Annotated in this window: 12 protein-coding genes and 1 riboswitch; of the genes, 6 read left to right on the top strand and 6 right to left on the bottom strand. The window is 46.4% G+C overall.

From position 1 onward, the window contains the following. Positions 1-167 precede the first annotated feature (167 nt). From QUA50_RS18275 to ntrB, 4 genes are all read right to left on the bottom strand, one after another. On the bottom strand, positions 168-953 hold the full coding sequence (locus QUA50_RS18275; protein WP_333265337.1) for a universal stress protein: 786 nt from the start codon (positions 951-953) through the stop codon (positions 168-170). A 46-nt stretch (positions 954-999) separates the two neighbouring features. Beyond that, positions 1000-1839, bottom strand: coding sequence for a nitrate ABC transporter ATP-binding protein (locus tag QUA50_RS18270; protein WP_333265339.1), 840 nt, complete (start codon positions 1837-1839; stop codon positions 1000-1002). 152 nt (positions 1840-1991) lie between these two features. After that, positions 1992-3422 (bottom strand): ABC transporter substrate-binding protein, encoded by a 1431-nt coding sequence (locus QUA50_RS18265; protein WP_333265341.1) that lies wholly within the window; start codon positions 3420-3422, stop codon positions 1992-1994. A 159-nt stretch (positions 3423-3581) separates the two neighbouring features. After that, on the bottom strand, positions 3582-4430 hold the full coding sequence (gene ntrB, locus QUA50_RS18260; protein ID WP_333265343.1) for a nitrate ABC transporter permease: 849 nt from the start codon (positions 4428-4430) through the stop codon (positions 3582-3584). Positions 4431-4529: 99 nt separating this feature from the next. Continuing rightward, positions 4530-4742, bottom strand: a riboswitch (cyclic di-AMP (ydaO/yuaA leader). Positions 4743-4911: 169 nt separating this feature from the next. On the opposite strand from ntrB, the gene QUA50_RS18255 reads away from it, so the two are divergent. Beyond that, a complete protein-coding gene (locus QUA50_RS18255) occupies positions 4912-6105 on the top strand; it encodes a sensor histidine kinase (protein ID WP_333265345.1) in 1194 nt (397 codons plus the stop codon). A 257-nt stretch (positions 6106-6362) separates the two neighbouring features. On the opposite strand, the gene QUA50_RS18250 is transcribed toward QUA50_RS18255, so the two are convergent. Then, a complete protein-coding gene (locus QUA50_RS18250; protein WP_333265347.1) occupies positions 6363-7700 on the bottom strand; it encodes an ArsB/NhaD family transporter in 1338 nt (445 codons plus the stop codon). A 206-nt stretch (positions 7701-7906) separates the two neighbouring features. Here QUA50_RS18250 and QUA50_RS18245 point away from each other — a divergent pair, with 206 nt between their 5' ends. Further along, the gene (locus QUA50_RS18245) at positions 7907-9190 is read left to right on the top strand and encodes a HAMP domain-containing sensor histidine kinase (RefSeq protein WP_333265349.1); all 1284 of its coding nucleotides are present in this window, start codon (positions 7907-7909) and stop codon (positions 9188-9190) included. 34 nt (positions 9191-9224) lie between these two features. Then, positions 9225-11333 carry a magnesium chelatase ATPase subunit D gene (gene bchD / locus QUA50_RS18240; protein WP_333265351.1) on the top strand — a complete coding sequence of 703 codons (2109 nt, stop codon included), beginning with the start codon at positions 9225-9227 and terminating at the stop codon, positions 11331-11333. Positions 11334-11415: 82 nt separating this feature from the next. Here the strand turns inward: bchD and QUA50_RS18235 are convergent, their stop codons facing one another. Next, positions 11416-11739, bottom strand: coding sequence for a PEP-CTERM sorting domain-containing protein (locus tag QUA50_RS18235; RefSeq protein ID WP_333265353.1), 324 nt, complete (start codon positions 11737-11739; stop codon positions 11416-11418). 533 nt (positions 11740-12272) lie between these two features. Here QUA50_RS18235 and QUA50_RS18230 point away from each other — a divergent pair. From QUA50_RS18230 to QUA50_RS18220, 3 genes are all read left to right on the top strand, one after another. Continuing rightward, entirely contained in the window at positions 12273-13001 is a 729-nt protein-coding gene (locus QUA50_RS18230) for a Bax inhibitor-1 family protein (RefSeq protein WP_333265355.1), read from the top strand. A gap of 246 nt (positions 13002-13247) precedes the next feature. Then, a complete protein-coding gene (locus QUA50_RS18225; RefSeq protein WP_333265357.1) occupies positions 13248-14831 on the top strand; it encodes a tetratricopeptide repeat protein in 1584 nt (527 codons plus the stop codon). 9 nt (positions 14832-14840) lie between these two features. Beyond that, positions 14841-17264, top strand: a complete 2424-nt coding sequence (locus tag QUA50_RS18220) for a HEAT repeat domain-containing protein (RefSeq protein ID WP_333298780.1) — start codon at positions 14841-14843, stop codon at positions 17262-17264. Positions 17265-17439 lie beyond the last annotated feature (175 nt).

Below are 17439 nucleotides of genomic sequence, written 5' to 3'. Positions count from 1 at the left end.
ACTGGTTATTAAATGGGATCGAAAAATCAAAAATAAAGGCAATGCTATTTTATCCGGTTTAGCTGCGTAGCAGCTTATTACGCAAAAAAAGGTTGGGCGCGCGAATTATAGTGGTAGGGTGCGCTGCACCTTACATAATTAGATTCTGGCCCCACGAGCTAACAAGTTTAATGGGCCGACATAGCTGTAGCAAACTGTAACTTGCTCAAACTTTCTTCAGGCTGAACATCCATCTGATAGCTGAGTGCTGAAGGAATACCGAGTACGCAGCACGGAAAATTATTGCCTAGTTCCCTAACCAGCCGGTGGTTGCCAGAACCACAGCCCAAAAACAGTAAATTTGCTGATTCTAATTCAACCACATTTCTCAGTTCTGTAGCAACCCGCCCGATGCGTAAATGAGCTTTGAATAAACCGCGCCATTCCTCAGCCAAACAGCGCGCTTGCCACAGCAACTTATCTGCTACCTCGTACTCATTATTTTCACCATAAATTGCTTGGAAATAATGCGGGTCTATCCAATCTTTTTGCTGGGATACCGATGGGATTTGGGTGGGTAAAGCGATCGCAGGCGCTGCACAATTCAGGGTGAAGGTTTCCTCTAATTTCCACAATTTTGGCGTGTTAGCCAGGGAATTTTCCACAGCAAAATTGCCAGTATTTTCGCCGTAACTTTTTGGCGGTTCGTCGATTACGTAGACAACTTGAACAGTTACTTCTTTAGTTGTTACTAAACGAGTTTGATGCGCCATCCAAAGGGTAATATCCAGAGCTATTTGACTTTGAGGAGAACTGTTGTAACCGACAATAAAATTGATTGTTTTTGCCTGTTCTGGAGATTTTGAGGTATTAAAAACTGGTACTTTTGGCTCCGGCAGCAACACCATTTCTTCTGCTAAATTTTGGTATCCCAATGCACTTTCAAAACGCGCTAACATTGTTTTGAGATTCACAGGCTTGACCTCTCTTAAGTGAATTGTTTGGTCTGTCCGTCGGGCGTTATTCGTCTTGGGTAAAGTAGCGATCGAGAAAATTCAAAGCATAGTTGCGGAGTTCGTAATACTCCTGGGATTCCCGCAACTCTTGGCGATCGCGCGGGCGCGCAAACGGCACTGACAAAATTTCACCTATCGTCGCAGCCGGGCCGTTTGTCATCAGCACAATGCGATCGGACATATAGATAGCTTCATCCACATCGTGAGTAATCATCATTGCAGCTTGCCTGTGATTTTCCCAGATATCCAGCACCTGTTTCTGCAACTTGCCGCGAGTCAGAGCATCCAGCGCTCCAAACGGTTCGTCCATTAATAACATTTTCGGTCGAATCGCCAAAGCTCGCGCAATCCCAACCCGCTGTTTCATGCCCCCTGAAATTTCGTCTGGATATTTATCGGCGGCCGATGTTAAGTTTACCATTGCTAGGTGTTCGTTGACAAGACTAATCTTCTCTGAACGGCTGAGACTTTGCAAAACTTCATCAACTGCCAGCCGAATATTTTCCCGCACCGTCAGCCAAGGCAGCAATCCGTAGTGCTGGAATACCATCATGCGATCGGCTCCCGGTTTGCGGATTTCTTTTCCTTCCAGTGTCACCATTCCCCCGCTCTGTTTTTCCAAACCCGCCACTATTTTCAGCAGCGTTGATTTGCCGCAACCGGAGTGACCGATTACCGAAATAAATTCGTTTTCTCCAATACTTAAATTGATATTTTCCAAAACGCTAAATTCGCTACCGTCACCATTTTTATACGACTTAAACAAATTGTTAACTTCCAGAAATTCAGGCTGCTTCTTGACTTTGTTGCTGGCTTCGATAGAAGTAGAAAAGTATTGGCTCACGGTATTCTCCTAAAAAGTAGTAAAGTGTTAATTGAATTTTATTGCTATTGCCTAAATCCTAAAATTGGGCAGTCGGTTTCAACCGACTTTAGCTATTAGCCAGGGAATAAATTCCCTGGCGGGACATTGGGAAAAGCGCAACATCTCAAACATTAAGACTGAAAAAAAGACTGAGGGCGGTTGGCTCGAATTTCAAAACTATTCAAATAACCCACCGGCTCGCTCGGATCGAAGGCCTTTTTATCAATAAAAAGTTCCGCCGGTTCCACTTGGTAATCCTCCTTCGGACAATCGAGATCCATTTCGGCAACAATCTGGCGGTAAAGGTCGGTTCTCCAAGCTTTTTTAGCTAATTCCTCAGCATTTTTTGGCACTTCTTTAATCTGTCCCCAGCGAGCGGCTTGAGTCATCAACCAAATACTCTGAGACTGCCACATAAATGTTGAATGATTTCCCGGTATTTGAGGCAAATTCTTAGGAATGTCATAGAAAATAGTTGCATCTTCGGATTGCAGGGTGCGGTCTTTTCCGTCAAACCCTCCATAGTTGTAGTCGCCAACTATTGCCGGCCTCGTAAATTTGTCGATCGCCCCTTTTTTCGGTTTCGCCCCCGTAAACGATCTCTCAGTCAGCAGCGCCGATATTTCACTGCGATTTTCCGGGTTGCTGCAATACTGACAAGCTTCCACCATTGCCTTAACCAGCGAGTAATAAGTCTTCGGATTTTCCTCAATGAATGATTGCATTACTCCCAAAAGGCGATCGGGATGTCCCAGCCAAACTTCCTTGCCTTGCACGAAGGTAAAACCCACTCCCAAATTGCCTTGAATTGCCCGCGTATTCCAAGGTTCGGCCACCATGTAAGCCTGCATCGCGCCAATCCTGATATTAGTTACCATCTGCGGCGGCGGCACAATAATTACCCGAAATTCTTTGAACGGATCGACACCTGCCGCCGCCGATATGTAGCGGACAAAGTATTCGTAAATCGCAGAACTCAGCACCACTGCCCAAACCCTTTTTTCCGGCGGCTGACTGTCAAAAAAGGCTCGAAATTGTTTGCCAAATTCTTCCAAATTGCCGTTGTATTCGTGCCACGGGCGCAAACCGAAATCCCACATAGCTTTGTTCATCGTCATGGCGTTGCCGTGGCGGTGAATTGTCATTGCCGCGCACAGGGGTGCGTGGCGCGCTCCTTCTGCGCCAATTCGGGCGTTGGTGACGGCGCCGGATACGACAGGGGAGGCGTCGAGGCGGCCGAAGATTAGGCCGTCGCGGGATGTTGCCCAGCTTGCTTCGCGGTTGAGTTGGACGTTTAAACCGTATTTGCGGAAAAAGCCTTTTTTCCAGGCGATCGCAAATGGCGCACAATCGTTAACGGGCACGTATCCTACGGTTAAATTTGGTTTTTCTAAGGTTCGGGAATCGACAACCGGCTTTACGGCTGAGGCTTCTTCAGTGAGTCCTTTTGCCGATCGATCCGCGCTAATTGCACAACCCGATAAAGCTATTCCCGCCGCCGCCAAGCCCATTCCTTGCAAAAACTCTCGGCGCTTCCATTCATTGGAAAACTTGTCACTCATACAATTTTAGATTTTAGATTTTAGATTTTAGATTTGAAGTTGTAGTTGTAGGGTGTGTCGCCACCAACCATCACAAACAAAAATCGACCATCAATGAGCGACGCACCTTACAGTTAACAATTGATAGTTAACTGTTCGCTGCTGACTAATGACTAATGACTAATGACTCTGGATCGATCGATGCGTTACCAATTCCTGAACTTTGTCAACTGCCGCGTCGAGCAACAGTCCAGTTAAGCCAATTACAAACACCGCTAAAAATACCGAACTCAGGTTCAAACGGCTCCATTCATCCCAGACAAAAAAGCCAATTCCTACACCGCCTGTCAGCATTTCCACCGCCACAATCACCAGCCAAGCAATTCCCAAACTAATCCGCAAACCTGTAAAAATGTATGGCAAACTCGCCGGCAAAATTATTTTGGTAATCCGCCTCCAGCGCGGCATTTCCAACACTCGCGCCACATCCAGATAATCCTGGGAAACGCTAGAAACTCCCAAAGCTGTGTTGATAATTGTCGGCCACAAAGAGGTGATGAATATGACAAAAATTGCCGATGGTTCTGCTAAATTAAAAATCGATAACGCTATGGGCAGCCAAGCTAGCGGCGACACCGGTTTGAAGATTTGAATCAGCGGATTGAGCGCCATCATTGCTGGTTTCGACATCCCGATTGTAAATCCCACGGGAATCGCCACTGCTGCACCCAGGAAAAATCCCACCAACACCCGACGCAAACTCGCTAGCAGCAGCCAGCCAATGCCTAAATCTCCAGGCCCGCGCTGATAAAATGGATGGAATATGTAATCTAAATTCGCTATTAACGCCTGATACGGAGTGGGTATCAAATCTCTGTTGAAGCTGGCAACAATCCACCACACACCGAGAATTCCCAAAAAACCAGCCGCCGGCAACAAAACTGCATCTCGGATGACAACGGGTTTTACCCGCTTCCACGCTGCAACTCCTGCAACTGCGATCGCAGATAAATTAAGCTGTATGAACATTTCAAACTCCTTCAGAGTCAGGGCAGGTACAAGAATCTTGAACAATACCAACCTGAGACACTGACGAAGCCAAACTATCTTGTTCAGAAATTTGGCTTTTCAGTCTCTTCTCAATGCCTGCGAAGTTAGCTGACGGGCTAGGACTGAGAGATGTCCTTCTCCTTAGATTTCAAAATCAAAAATTCAACTCTAATTTGGCAATTTTTAACTTTGCTTTTTAATTCTGTAGAGATTCGCCCCGAAATTTGGTTCCTCCGCTCCAGCCACACGCTTGGTTCGATCGCGCGGTGCTCGATTAGGCTTGACTTTTTAAGCCAATTTCAATAATTTTAGCACGCGCATTTGATTTTGTCAATACGTCTTGAGGAGTAGCTATTGGCGATCGGCAAAGCTCAAAAGTTGAGAGAAAATTCAAAAAGTTAACTATTAAACTAACCTGGAGATATAAAATACGATCGCTTACTTGATTTATATAAAAGCAATGATAGATTTTAGCCAAGCGCTACAAGATAAAATTGACATAATTGTCCAAAACTGGATCGAAGCTGTTCGCGCTGACGAGCAAATCGAAACCGCCAAGCAACTCACCTACACTTCCGTGCGCGACAGCCTTCCCATCGCACTGCAAGCGATCGCAACTATGCTGTCCCAATCCCAAGACAGCGACATTATGACACTCGTAGAAAAAGGTCTAGAACACGGGACTGTCAGAGCAAAACAAGGCTACGATGCCGAAGAAATTGCGCGGGAATACCGCTTGCTGCGGAGGGTAATTTTCGATGCTTTAGAGCCAGAATTGCTAAAAGGCTCAGCCGCTGAAGTGAACCGAGCTTATCGCTTGATTGACAGCGCCCTCGACGAAGCAATTGCTGACTGTTTTCAAACCTATACCCAGGCAAGATTCCAAGAACTACAGGAGTTGCAAAACCAATTGCAACTTACAAATCAAGAGCTGAGTCGCTTACTTCGCGCCAGTCAAGAGAATCTATCTCACTTAGCTCACGAATTGAAAACTCCCCTCAACTCTATTATTGGTTATTCAGAATTGTTCTTGCGCCAAACAAACAATTCTCGACTTAAAGATTCTGCTCCCAATTTGGCACATATTGATAAAGTCCTCAGCAACGGCAGGCAGTTACTTAAATTAATTAACGATAGTCTCGAAATCTCGCGGTACGACGAGGGACGCATAAAATTGCAGTTAAGTGCGACAAATGTGCGATCGGCGATCGCCACTGTTGTCGAGATAATCGAGCCTTTGGCCAAAGCAAAAAATTTAGAGATCGCCCTTGAGTGCGATCCGGTTCTCGATCGAGTTATGACAGATTACTTGCGCTTGCAGCAAATTATCACCAACTTGGCGAGCAACGCCATTCGCTACACCCAAGCTGGTACTATTACCATAAAAACCGAATTATTGTCAGACAAACATTGGAGTATCTGCATCACGGATACAGGAATTGGCATTCCTTCAGAAGACTGCGATCGGATTTTTCAACCCTATTTTCGAGCCGACAACTCCCTGAGTTTTGGCATTCATGACAGCACCGGTTTAGGGCTGGCCATAGTCGCTCGATTGGTCAACCTTTTGCAAGGTAAAATCGAATTAGTTTCTCAAGTAGGAGTTGGCTCGTCCTTCACTGTAATTTTTCCCTTAGAATTGGATGTATTTTAGATTCAGGAATCACTTCAATCTCTATATTTAGGCTGCAACCTAAGCGCCTTACTCCTTCTTTATTCCTGTCGCAACAAAACTAATGACTAATAACTAATGACTGATGACAATTCCCGCATCCAGGATACCCGCCACGCGATTCATCCGTCCAGAAATAAAAAACCTGTATCCGATGAAACTTGCCGAACGTATTTATCCGTGCGGTCAATTCTAAAATCTAAAATCTAAAATCTAAAATCTAAAATCGATTGACTTCTTTAAATCAGAAACCGAATAGTTACATAAACAGCCGCAGCCACCAATTGCAACGCCATCACAGGAAATCCGTAACGCAGAAAAGTTTGAAAAGAAATCCGGCGCCCGTGCTGCTCGGAAATTCCCGCCGCCACTATATTAGAAGAAGCTCCTATCAAACTGCCATTTCCCCCTAAATTTGCCCCGTACATCATCGCATAAAATAGCGGCAGCACTTCGATTGGAAACTGCCCTGCAAAATCTGGAGCCAGGATTTCTGCCGGTGCGAACCCGACATTGACAACGTATTGTTTTAGCAGTGGCACCATCGCCACCACCAGCGGAATGTTGGGTACCACGCTCGACATCAAACCCACAACAAATAACAAACCTAAAGAACCCAAAAAAATATTTTTTCCTAAAATAACTGCTAAAAAACCTGACAGATGACCGATAATCCCGGTTTTTTCCAAACCGCCAATTAGCACAAAAAATGACATAAAAAATAGCAGCGTGCTCCAATCTAAATCCCGCAAAATATTATTAACAGAATCAATTTGGGAATGGTGAGCTAAGAGCATTGCCAATGCAGCCCCCAACAAAGCAACCGCCGCCGGTGAAATAGGCACGGGCAGAGACTCTCCTATTACAAAAAATGTCAGCACGAAAGCTATAATTACACCGCCCACTGCTAAGACTCGCTGGTGATTAATTTTTGGGTGCGGCAAGTTATCCAAATCTTCTAATTTTTTGTTCCAGATTTCGGGAAACAGCCAAGGTAGGATCGCCACTAAGACTGCTACTGAGATCGCCCCGCCCAAACTTAATTGAGCTAGGTAATCTGCAAAGCTCATGTTAATAGCATCGCCAACAATAAATGTCGCCGGATCGCCTACGATTGTCAGCAGTCCCGAACTGTTAGCCACAAATACCATTAAAATCAGTAAGGGTACAAAATCTACCCCGACTTCTTCGGCTATTGGCGGAATTAATGGTGCTAGCAGCATGACTGTCGTAGCATTGGGCAAAACTGCACAAATTGGCGTAGTAATTGCGACAATGCCCAGCAATAAATTTTTGCCTTTGCCTTTAGCCAAAATAACTATTTGAGTTGCCAAATATTCAAATACTTTGGTAGGCTCAAAGGCTCTCACCATTACCATGACTCCGAAAAATAAGCCCAGTGTTGCGTGACTCCGACTGATATATTCGATCGCGTTGTTTAACGTCATCACGTGGGTAAAAACCAGAATTACCGCTCCCAGAAATGCCGCAACTGTTAGGTGTATCCATTCTGTAATTATTAAGAAAACTACACATATAAATGTTGTTGCAGCAATCGCAGCTTGTACGTTTTCCATTTATTCCCCTGAAAAATTTAAAACTTAAAATTAAAAACTATTAGTGTGAGGCAATCTACTACTTTATGGCTCTTCTGTCAATAGGTTGAACGGCTGATTATTGTAGCAACAAGCTGGGATCGAGCCCTAGAGAGAGATCCGGCACTGCGAAAAAATCACTTCAAAACTACTTCTTTTGGCAGGGTCGCGATCGCCAGAAGTTTGGTATGGCAATCTGGCGAGCGCTCAACTACAATGAAGCATGGGCAATATCTGCCAAACTCAACCCCCACGCAGACATCATGGACTACAGCCAAGTGCTCGCCGAGAAAACCGATACTATCGTCAAGAAGTGGATTGAAGCAGTTCGTCAGGATCGGAAAATTGAAAGCGCTGACGCCTTACCGCACTCAGCAATCGAAAATCACATACCTCACTTGCTGGAGGCGATGGCCACTGTGCTTTCCCAATATCAACACAGCGAAATCAAACTAATAATTGAAGCCAGCTTAGATCACGGATTTCTCAGAGCAGAACAAGGCTACGACGCAGCAGAAGTAGCCCGGGAATACCACTTATTGCGTCAAGTAATATTCTCGCAGTTAGAATCAGAATTGCTAGCAGGAACCACCGCCGACGTATTCAGAGCTTTTAGGCTGATAGATGCCGTAGTAGACGAAGCAATTGCCCAGTGTTTCAACAGCTACGTCGCTCAGAGGCTGCAGGAACTTCAACAAATTCAAACTCAGTTAAAACTCACCAATCAAGAACTCGCTCGCCTCGTCAGCGTCAATCAAGAACACGTCTACCATTTGGCTCACGAACTCAAGACTCCTCTCAACTCCATTATTGGTTATTCCGAACTGTTTTTGCGCCAAGAAAAATGGCAATCTGAAATCAAAGATACCCTCCCCGGCATCGAACACATCGAGCGAGTATTGCGTAACGGCAGACAGTTGCTTCGCATGATTAATGACACACTAGAACTTTCTCGCGCCGAAGCCGGAAAAATTAAACTTAACTTGCGGCCAACTAATGTACGATCGCTAATTAACACCGTAGTAGAGATAATGCAGCCAATTGCTGATGCTAAAGGATTAAAGCTCGCTGTTACCAGCGACTGCCGGCCAACACAAGTAATCTCTGACTCTGGGCGGCTGCAACAAATTCTGATCAACCTGTTGAGCAATGCCATTCGCTATACAGAATCTGGTAGCATTGAATTAAGTTGCCGCCCTGCTGGAGAAGGAAATTGGGCGATCGCAATTACAGATACCGGCATTGGCATCGCCCCCGAAGATACAAAGCGCATCTTTGACCCCTTCTTTCAAGCAGGAGAAGCCGGCAAACAGCTCTTTCCCACCGAAAGCACTGGTCTGGGATTAGCGATAGTATCGCGGCTCGTCTCGCTGCTGCAAGGCAAAATCGAGTTAGTATCAGAAATAGGAGTTGGCTCAACTTTTACCGTGATTCTACCGCAAGAAGTTAAAATACTCCAAGAAGTAAGCTAAACATTAAGTTCAAATTTTTACATCCGAAAATCCTATGCCCGCAGCCAACCTTAGCCCTTCCACCACAGCCTTTCCCCTCACCGCCGTAGTCGGGCAAGAAGCAATCAAATTAGCCCTGCTGTTAGCAGCAGTCGATCCCGGATTGGGAGGAGTTGCGATCGCAGGCCGCCGCGGGACAGCAAAATCAGTAATGGCCCGCGCCTTGCACTCCTTACTGCCACCCATTGAAATTGTTAAAGATTCTTTTTGCAACGCCGAACCTCATGAAATTCTTGCAGAACAGGCATCAGGCTTGTTGCCAGAAAATGGCGGGCAAGATGCCCACACCAGCGATACTAATTCCCCAAATACAGAAATAATTCCCACACCCTTCATTCAAATTCCTTTGGGTGTCACCGAAGACAGACTCTTAGGTTCAGTCGATGTCGAACAATCAGTGAAATTCGGCCAAACCGTATTTCAACCCGGACTCTTAGCCCAAGCAAATCGAGGAGTCCTTTACGTAGACGAAATTAACCTCCTCGACGACAACATTTCCAACCAATTGCTAACAGTATTAACCGAAGGGCGCAACCAAATAGAGCGCGAAGGCATTAGCTTCCAACACCCCTGCAAACCTCTATTTATTGCCACCTACAACCCCGAAGAAGGGCCGCTCAGAGAACATTTGCTCGATCGGATCGCGATCGTACTTTCAGCCGACGCAGCACTCGCAATAGAAGAAAGAGTCTATGCAGTAGAACAAGCTTTATCCTACTCCAGCTCGCCCCAAGAATTTCTCAATCAATACAGCGAAGATACCGACAACCTCAAAACCCAAATCATCCTAGCCAGAGAATGGCTCAAAGATGTCAGCATTAAACGCGAACAAATTGCCTACCTAGTAGAAGAAGCCATCCGGGGTGGCGTTCAAGGACACCGCGCCGAAATATTCGCAGTCCGCGTAGCCATTGCCGCCGCCGCCATCGAGGGACGCACAGAAGTTAACGCCGAAGACCTGCGCCGCGCCGTAGAATTAGTCATCGTACCCCGCGCCACCATCATCCAAACTCCCCCAGACGAAGAAAACTCTCCTCCTCCTCCCCCCCCACCGCCACCGCCACCAGAACAATCGGAACAAGAACAAGAAGACGAGGAAGAAGAAGACAAAGAAGACGAACCTCCAGAAGAACAAGAAGAAACCAGCATTCCCGAAGAATTTCTCTTCGACCCCGAAGGCGTCATTCTCGACCCCGACGTGCTGTTTTTCGCCCAAAATGCCAACCGCCAAGGCAAATCGGGCAGCCGAAGCACCATTTTCTCCGAAGATAGAGGCCGTTACGTCAAGCCAGTATTGCCCAAAGGCCCCGTCCGCCGCATCGCCGTTGACGCCACCCTCAGAGCCGCCGCACCCTACCAAAAAGCCCGCCGCGACAGGAATTCTCACCCCCCCCAAGCTTCGGGGGGGCAACAGACGAGTCAACCCCCCGGTCAAGGGGGGGTTCAGCGCAGTGTATTTGTGGAACAGGGAGACATTCGGGCGAAGCGCTTGGCCAGAAAAGCTGGAGCTTTAGTCGTCTTTGTCGTCGATGCTTCCGGTTCGATGGCCCTCAACCGAATGCAGTCGGCCAAAGGTGCAGTCATGCAGCTACTGACAGAAGCTTATCAAAGCCGCGACCAAGTTGCTCTCATTCCCTTTCGGGGAGAACAAGCAGAAGTGCTGCTACCGCCGACTCGTTCCATAGCCTTGGCCCGCAAGCGTTTGGAAAGACTCCCCTGCGGCGGCGGTTCCCCCCTGGCCCACGGTTTGACTCAAGCCGTGCGCGTGGGAGTCAACGCGCGTCAGTCTGGAGATATCGGTCAAGTTGCGATTGTCGCCATTACCGACGGACGCGGTAATATTCCTTTGGCTCGTTCTTTGGGCGAACCGATTGTAGATGGAGAAAAGCCTGATATTAAGCAGGAATTGTTAGAAATTGCTGCCAAAATTCGCGGGTTGGGAATGCAGTTGCTGGTGATTGATACCGAGAGCAAGTTTATTTCGACTGGCTTTGCGAAGGAATTGGCCAAGACTTCTGGAGGGAAATACTATCACTTGCCGAAAGCTAGCGAACAGTCGATCGCAGCTATGACTAAAAATGCTCTGCGCGACGCGATCGGCTAAAATCCTGATATCCCGATTTATCTGCGTTTATCCGCGTGTATCTGCGGTTAAAAATCCAAAAATTAGACTTTGGGCAAAAAGTCTAATTTTTAACTCTCACTTTCCGGCGAGTCAGCGCCAGCGAACCCGCAACTAAACCCAACCCTACCACCGCCGAAGGTTCAGGAATTCTTGCCGGGAGAGGCTCCGGCTTTGCCGGCCCCCGGCTCGGTATTCGAGAATTTGCTTGGGTGAATTGCTCGGTATTTTTAGCCAGCAGCAAATTTTCTGAACCCTGCCCAGAAGTAGCGGTATAAACGGCTCGGACATTAGCTGCAACGGCAGGTTGACCGCCGGAAATAACGGCGGCAGCCAATAAAATTCCGGCTGTAGGTGGCAATAATTTGAGCTCAAAAAATGTGGGCATTGGACATTACCTATTTAGCAGTTTTTCGATAGAACTCGATCTATTCATTAATTTTCTGGGTATCCTCTTTCTGAGCTACCTTAGTAATTAACGGAAGCGCTTTTTGATTTTCGACGATTTTAAATTATTAAAGTTTCTGGTCTCTAGTTTAAACTAAGTCGCCAATCAAAAACCTAAAATTAACTGCGATCCCTGACTCTAGCATATACTCCTTAATCCCCAATCGTAAATCCCCCATCCCAAATGGATTTACATCCGCTATCTGCGATTTTATCGACTTTAAGGTAGCCCTTGACCGCAGATAGCGCCGACCGTTTAACCTCAATTATAGCTTTGCCGCGACGCGCAACGGTGCGAGAGGGCGACACGGCACAGACCTGTACGCAGTCGATTATAAACAATCGATCCCTGCGTTGGAGCGATTTCACCTCCGTTCTTTATCAAATCTTTAAACTCTTTCAGGTTTTGCAAACAAAGTGTAAAGCTGTCAAAATGATAGATAGCAATTCTCAGCCAAAATTAGGTAAATCCTCGTGAGTAACACTAGCAATTTCCGCGAAGCCGTGCGCGAGGCCAAAAACCACGCGCTGGTAGGCCCCAACGTCATCTCCAACGCTCTCCCCTTCGTGGGCGGCGGACTTGTCTTAACTGCTGTCGGCACCTACGGTGGCCTCGGAGTGATCCGCAACTATCCCGGAATCTTCTTTCCCACGTTCATTGCCGCGATCGTCGTAGAATTAATTCTATTCTTCGTCGCCCGCGGTGCCGCCGAACAAGGCAACAAAAACACCGCTTTGCCCCTCCTGGCAACCTACAGCCTGCTTTCGGGCTACACCCTCAGCGGATTGGTATTTACAGCCCTCAGAACCCAAGGCGTCGGTATCTCTGGCATCGCTTTTGCAGCCCTCGGCTGCGGCATTACCTTTATCGCCGCCCGCCAAATTGGCTCCAACCTTTCTGAACAAGACGGCATGGCCCTCACCAAAACTATCAGTTTAGGTGTGATTGCTTTGTTAGTCGTCGTTGGCGGCCAGTTTCTGCTCTCTCTATTTGGCGTCTACACCCCAACCTGGTTGGAAATTGGCATTTCTGGCATCGGCGTGTTTATATTTGCCGGCGCTGCGATCGTCGATTTTTACATATTACCCCGCAGCTACCGCGACGACCAGTATTTGCCCGCCGCTCTGTCGATGTACTTGACCTACATCAACTTGTTCATTTTCATTCTGCGCCTGCTGATTGCTCTCAACGGCCGGGATTAATTGAAACTTTAGCTTAAAAAAAACTGCGGCTCGATCGACATCCGGCCGCAGTTTTTTTTATTAAGATTTGGAATCAAGATAGTCGTCATCCCCTCGTCTGTAACTCATACAAAAAACTTATATCATGTTCGCAGCCTGCAGGCATAAGGTATAATCGTAGTTTTTAATCACTAAATCAAACCTCTTGTTATCTAATTGTGTCGATCGCGATTTCAATATTAATTACAAATTAATCGGGGAAAACTCATGTACTTAAAATATGAAGATATTAGGAGAGTCAGCGTAGAAATTACCTCCAGGTGCAATGCAGCTTGTCCCCAGTGTCCCCGCACCGGCAACCCGATTTTGCCGGGGGCAGAATTAAAGATAGAGGATATTGAGAGAATTTTCCCACAAGAGTTTTGCTCTCAGTTGGATTTGGTGTATATGTGCGGCAACTACGGCGATGCTATGACTAGCAATACCACAATTCCCGCGATCGAGTATTTGCACCGCATGGGAGTTCCTCATATCAGCCTGTACACCAACGGTAGCGGACGCAATCCCGACTGGTGGCAAGCCCTGGCAAAGGCGATGACAGGAGAACACGATCGCGTAATTTTTAGTATCGACGGGTTGGCCGATACTAACAGCATCTACCGCCAAAATACCAACTGGGACAGGATAATGCAGTCGGTTAATGCCTTTATCCAAGCTGGCGGAAAAGCTGTATGGCACTACTTGATATTTGAACACAACCAGCACCAAGTAGAATCAGCGCGGGATTTAGCCCAACAATTAGGATTTGTCGAGTTTGTACCGAAAGCTACTTCTCGTTTTGTGGCCAAAGAGATTTATGACAAAGAGTCAGCCAATCAACAGCCCCAGAAGGCAGAAAACTCTCAGGTACAAGCTAACAGCGATCGCCCAAACCAAACAGCAACAGCTAATGTAGCAGCCCCTCAGCATCAAGAACAGGCCGCGCTTCAGTTCCACCGACAAGCTGAGGAATGCTTGAAACAAGGAAAGCTCTCAGAGGCGATCGCCGCCAGCCAACAAGCCCTAAAAAATCAACCTAATTTTGCAGCAGCATGGAAAACTTTAGGCAATGCTGTTCAAGGTTTGGGGAAGATGCAAGCAGCAGCAGACTGTTACGCAAAAGCCCTCAAAATTCAGCCTAATTTTCCAGAAGTTTATGCTAATGTCGGCAGTCTTTATGCCCAACAGCAACAGTGGCAGCCAGCTAGTGCTTATTACCAAAAGGCGATCGAGCTTAAACCAAATTTTGCAGGAGCTTATCGCAATTTAGCTAAAGTTTTGACGCAGTTGGGGCAACCAGAAAAAGCCAATTATGCTTGGTATCAAGCTATAGCTATCGAAACGTCTCAAGCACCAGAAGCAACTCCTTCTGTCCCATCAAAGCCAGCCAGGGAAGAACTCCAACCCCCATCGTTGGAACAATATAAAAATCCCCAGGGAGACCAATTTATCCAAGCTGTAGAAACATTTGGTAGCCTAAACAATTACTACCGCAATGTAGAAATTAGCTGTCAAACTCAAGCCAGCAAAGAGATTTTCATCAGTTTTGAAGCGGAACTCTGGCCTTGCTGTTGGGTCAGCCATACTAAATACGCTGTTTACAACCACACTTACAGACCGCAAATGCTGGCTTTAATTGAAAAGTATGGAAATGGCTTTAATTCTCTCAGAACTCAATCGGTGAAAGATGCGATCGCCAGAGATTGGTTTCGCGAAGACCTCACCAAAAGTTTTTCCTGTTCCAAAAGGTTGGACGTATGCGCTCACGAATGCGGTAAAACTTTCAATTCAACAGGTTCGCAGTATATATAGCAATCCTAAATGAATCGTAAATTTTTTACCCCACCCCAACCCTCCCCTTATCAAAAGGTTTGTGTGTACACGCTAGCCTTAGCAAGGGGGGCTGGAGAGGATCTTTCTCAACAGCTACGCGAAGCATTAGCAGCATCGGGAAAAGAGCGAATTCGAGATTTAGTGAAAAATCCCCTGAGATGTTCCCTGCTGTGCGGCACTTCGCAGTCGTTCGATGGGGATTTACCGGATACTAAGGCGAAGCTTTATCAACGATTTGTGACAACTTTGTATCAGTGGAAAAAACCGCGCCTGAATTGGATTCAGCAGCAGGAATTGAATGCTGCTTTGGGGAAATTGGCACTTTCAGGGATGTTAAATGAAACGTCCCGGTTTCAGTTGCGAGAAAGTGCGGGATATCGGGTGATGGGTGGATCGCAGTTTGAGTTAGCTTGTCGTTTGGGTTGGCTGAATTTAGTGGCGAGGGATGCGGAGACGGCGGAGGGGATTTATGCTTTTTACCATCCGACGTTTCAAGAATATTTTGCGGCGTTGGCGGTTGAGAATTGCCACTTTTTCTTGAATCACATTCCTAAGAATCCGCAACATCCTGATGCTAGGTATCGCATTTTTGAGAAGCAGTGGAAAGAGGTTATTTTGCTGTGGTTGGGGCGTGACGATGTAGGGAAGGAGGAGAAGGAAGCGTTTATTAAGGCGTTGGTTAAGTTTAAGGTTGGGTGGGATAAATTTTATGGATATCGGGCATATTTTCTAGCGGCTGCGGGGATTGCTGAGTTTAAAGATTGTAGTCTTGCTGATGAGATTGTGTCGCAGATTGTTATTTGGGGATTTGGTTATTTTAATAAGCAAAAACAGGATTGGCGGACATTTGTCGATCCAATTGTCGAGAGGGCAAGGGAAGTTCTGAAAGAAACAGATCGCCAAAGGGCTATCTGCGCTTTAATCGAGTTAATCCGCAATTCAGGTGATGAATATACCCGGAGGGAAGCGACAAGAAGTTTGGGGGAAATCGGCAAAAATTGCCCAGACACGATCGCCGCTTTAGTCGAATTAATCAATACTTCTCAGGATGAAGTTACTCGGTGGCAAGCGGCAGATATCTTGGGTAAAATTGATAAAGATAGCCCAGTAGCGATTTCCGCTTTAGCAGAGTTAATTCACACTTCAGTTGAGAAAAACACCTGGAAGCGATCGGCATATAGCTTGGGGGAAATAGGAAAAGATAGCCCAGAAGCGATCGCCGCTTTAGTCGAACTAATCCGCAATTCAGTTGAGAACGGTTTCTACCCGGTTTTCGGGTGGTCTAACGTACCTACCTGTATAATAGTGGCATATAGCTTAGTGAAAATAGGCAAAAATAATCCAGTTGCGATCGCCGCTTTAGTCGAGTTAATCCGCACTTCAGATAATAAAGTTACTCAATGCTTCGCGGCAGAAATTTTAGGTAAGATAGACAAAGATAACCCGGTAGCGATCGAAACTTTATTGGATTCAATCCGCAACTACCGTCCTAAAGATAATCGTTATCAAGCGGCAGAAAGATTAGCAACAATCGGCAAAAATAACCCAGTTGCGATCGCTGCTTTAGTCGAGTTAATCAGCACTTCCTGCAATCAAGTTACCCGGTGGCGAGCCGCAGAATGTTTGGGGAAAATAGACAAAGGTAACACAGTAGCGATTTCAGCTTTAGGCGATTTGATCCGCAATTCAAACAATAAAATAACCCAGTCATCAGCAGCAGAAAGTTTAAACAAAATAGGCAAAAATAGCCCAGAAGCAATTTCCATTTTAGTCGATTTTATCCGCAATTCAGGTGATGACTTTACTCGGCGTTTAGCTGCAGGAAGCTTGGGGGAAATCGGTAAAGATAGCCCAGAAGCGATCTCCGCTTTAGTCGAGTTAATCGCTAATTCTCAGAATGAAAAGACCCGACGGCAAGCAGCAGAAAGCTTGGGGAAAATCGGCAAAGATAGCCCGGAAGCGAACACCGCTTTAGTCGAGTTAATCCGCAATTCAGGTGATGAACATACCCCGTGGGAAGCAGCATCTAGCTTAGGGACAATAGGAAAAGATAGTCCTGAAGCGATCGCCATCTTAGTCGAGTTAATCCGCAATTCAGGTAATGCAGATACCCTGTGTCGAGCGGCATCTAGCTTAGGGAAAATAGAGAAATATTACACAGTTGCGATCGCGACTTTAATAGAGTTGATTCCTAATTATCACCCTGAATATTCTATTTTTGACCCGGCAGATAGCTTACTGAAAATTGTGACAGGTAAACATTTCGCTACCGCAGTTTCAGGTTTAAAAAAATGCCTAACTTCCGAAATCTACAAAAATAATTTGGGTCGCAATGAGAAGTGCTACGGAGTCATCTGGGAGTGTGCCGAAAATATGACTTACCCAGAATTTTATCAAGCATGGCACGCTTAACCCACCGCTGGAATTGTCCTTAACAGGTTTTCCGCCAAATCAAGAGGACTTGCCGAATGCGGTACAGAATTGGATGGGAGGGATGGGTTCGCGATCCAGGGGCCGGACACGGCAATGCCGTTTCCCTACAGGTATTACAAAAACGTGCGATCAAAAGCAGATGCGAACCAATCCT

The organism is Microcoleus sp. M2_D5 (genome assembly GCF_036701935.1).
GTDB lineage: Bacteria > Cyanobacteriota > Cyanobacteriia > Cyanobacteriales > Microcoleaceae > Microcoleus.
The sequence above is the reverse complement of the archived record's forward strand: the minus strand, read 5'-3'. Positions and strand labels throughout refer to the sequence as shown.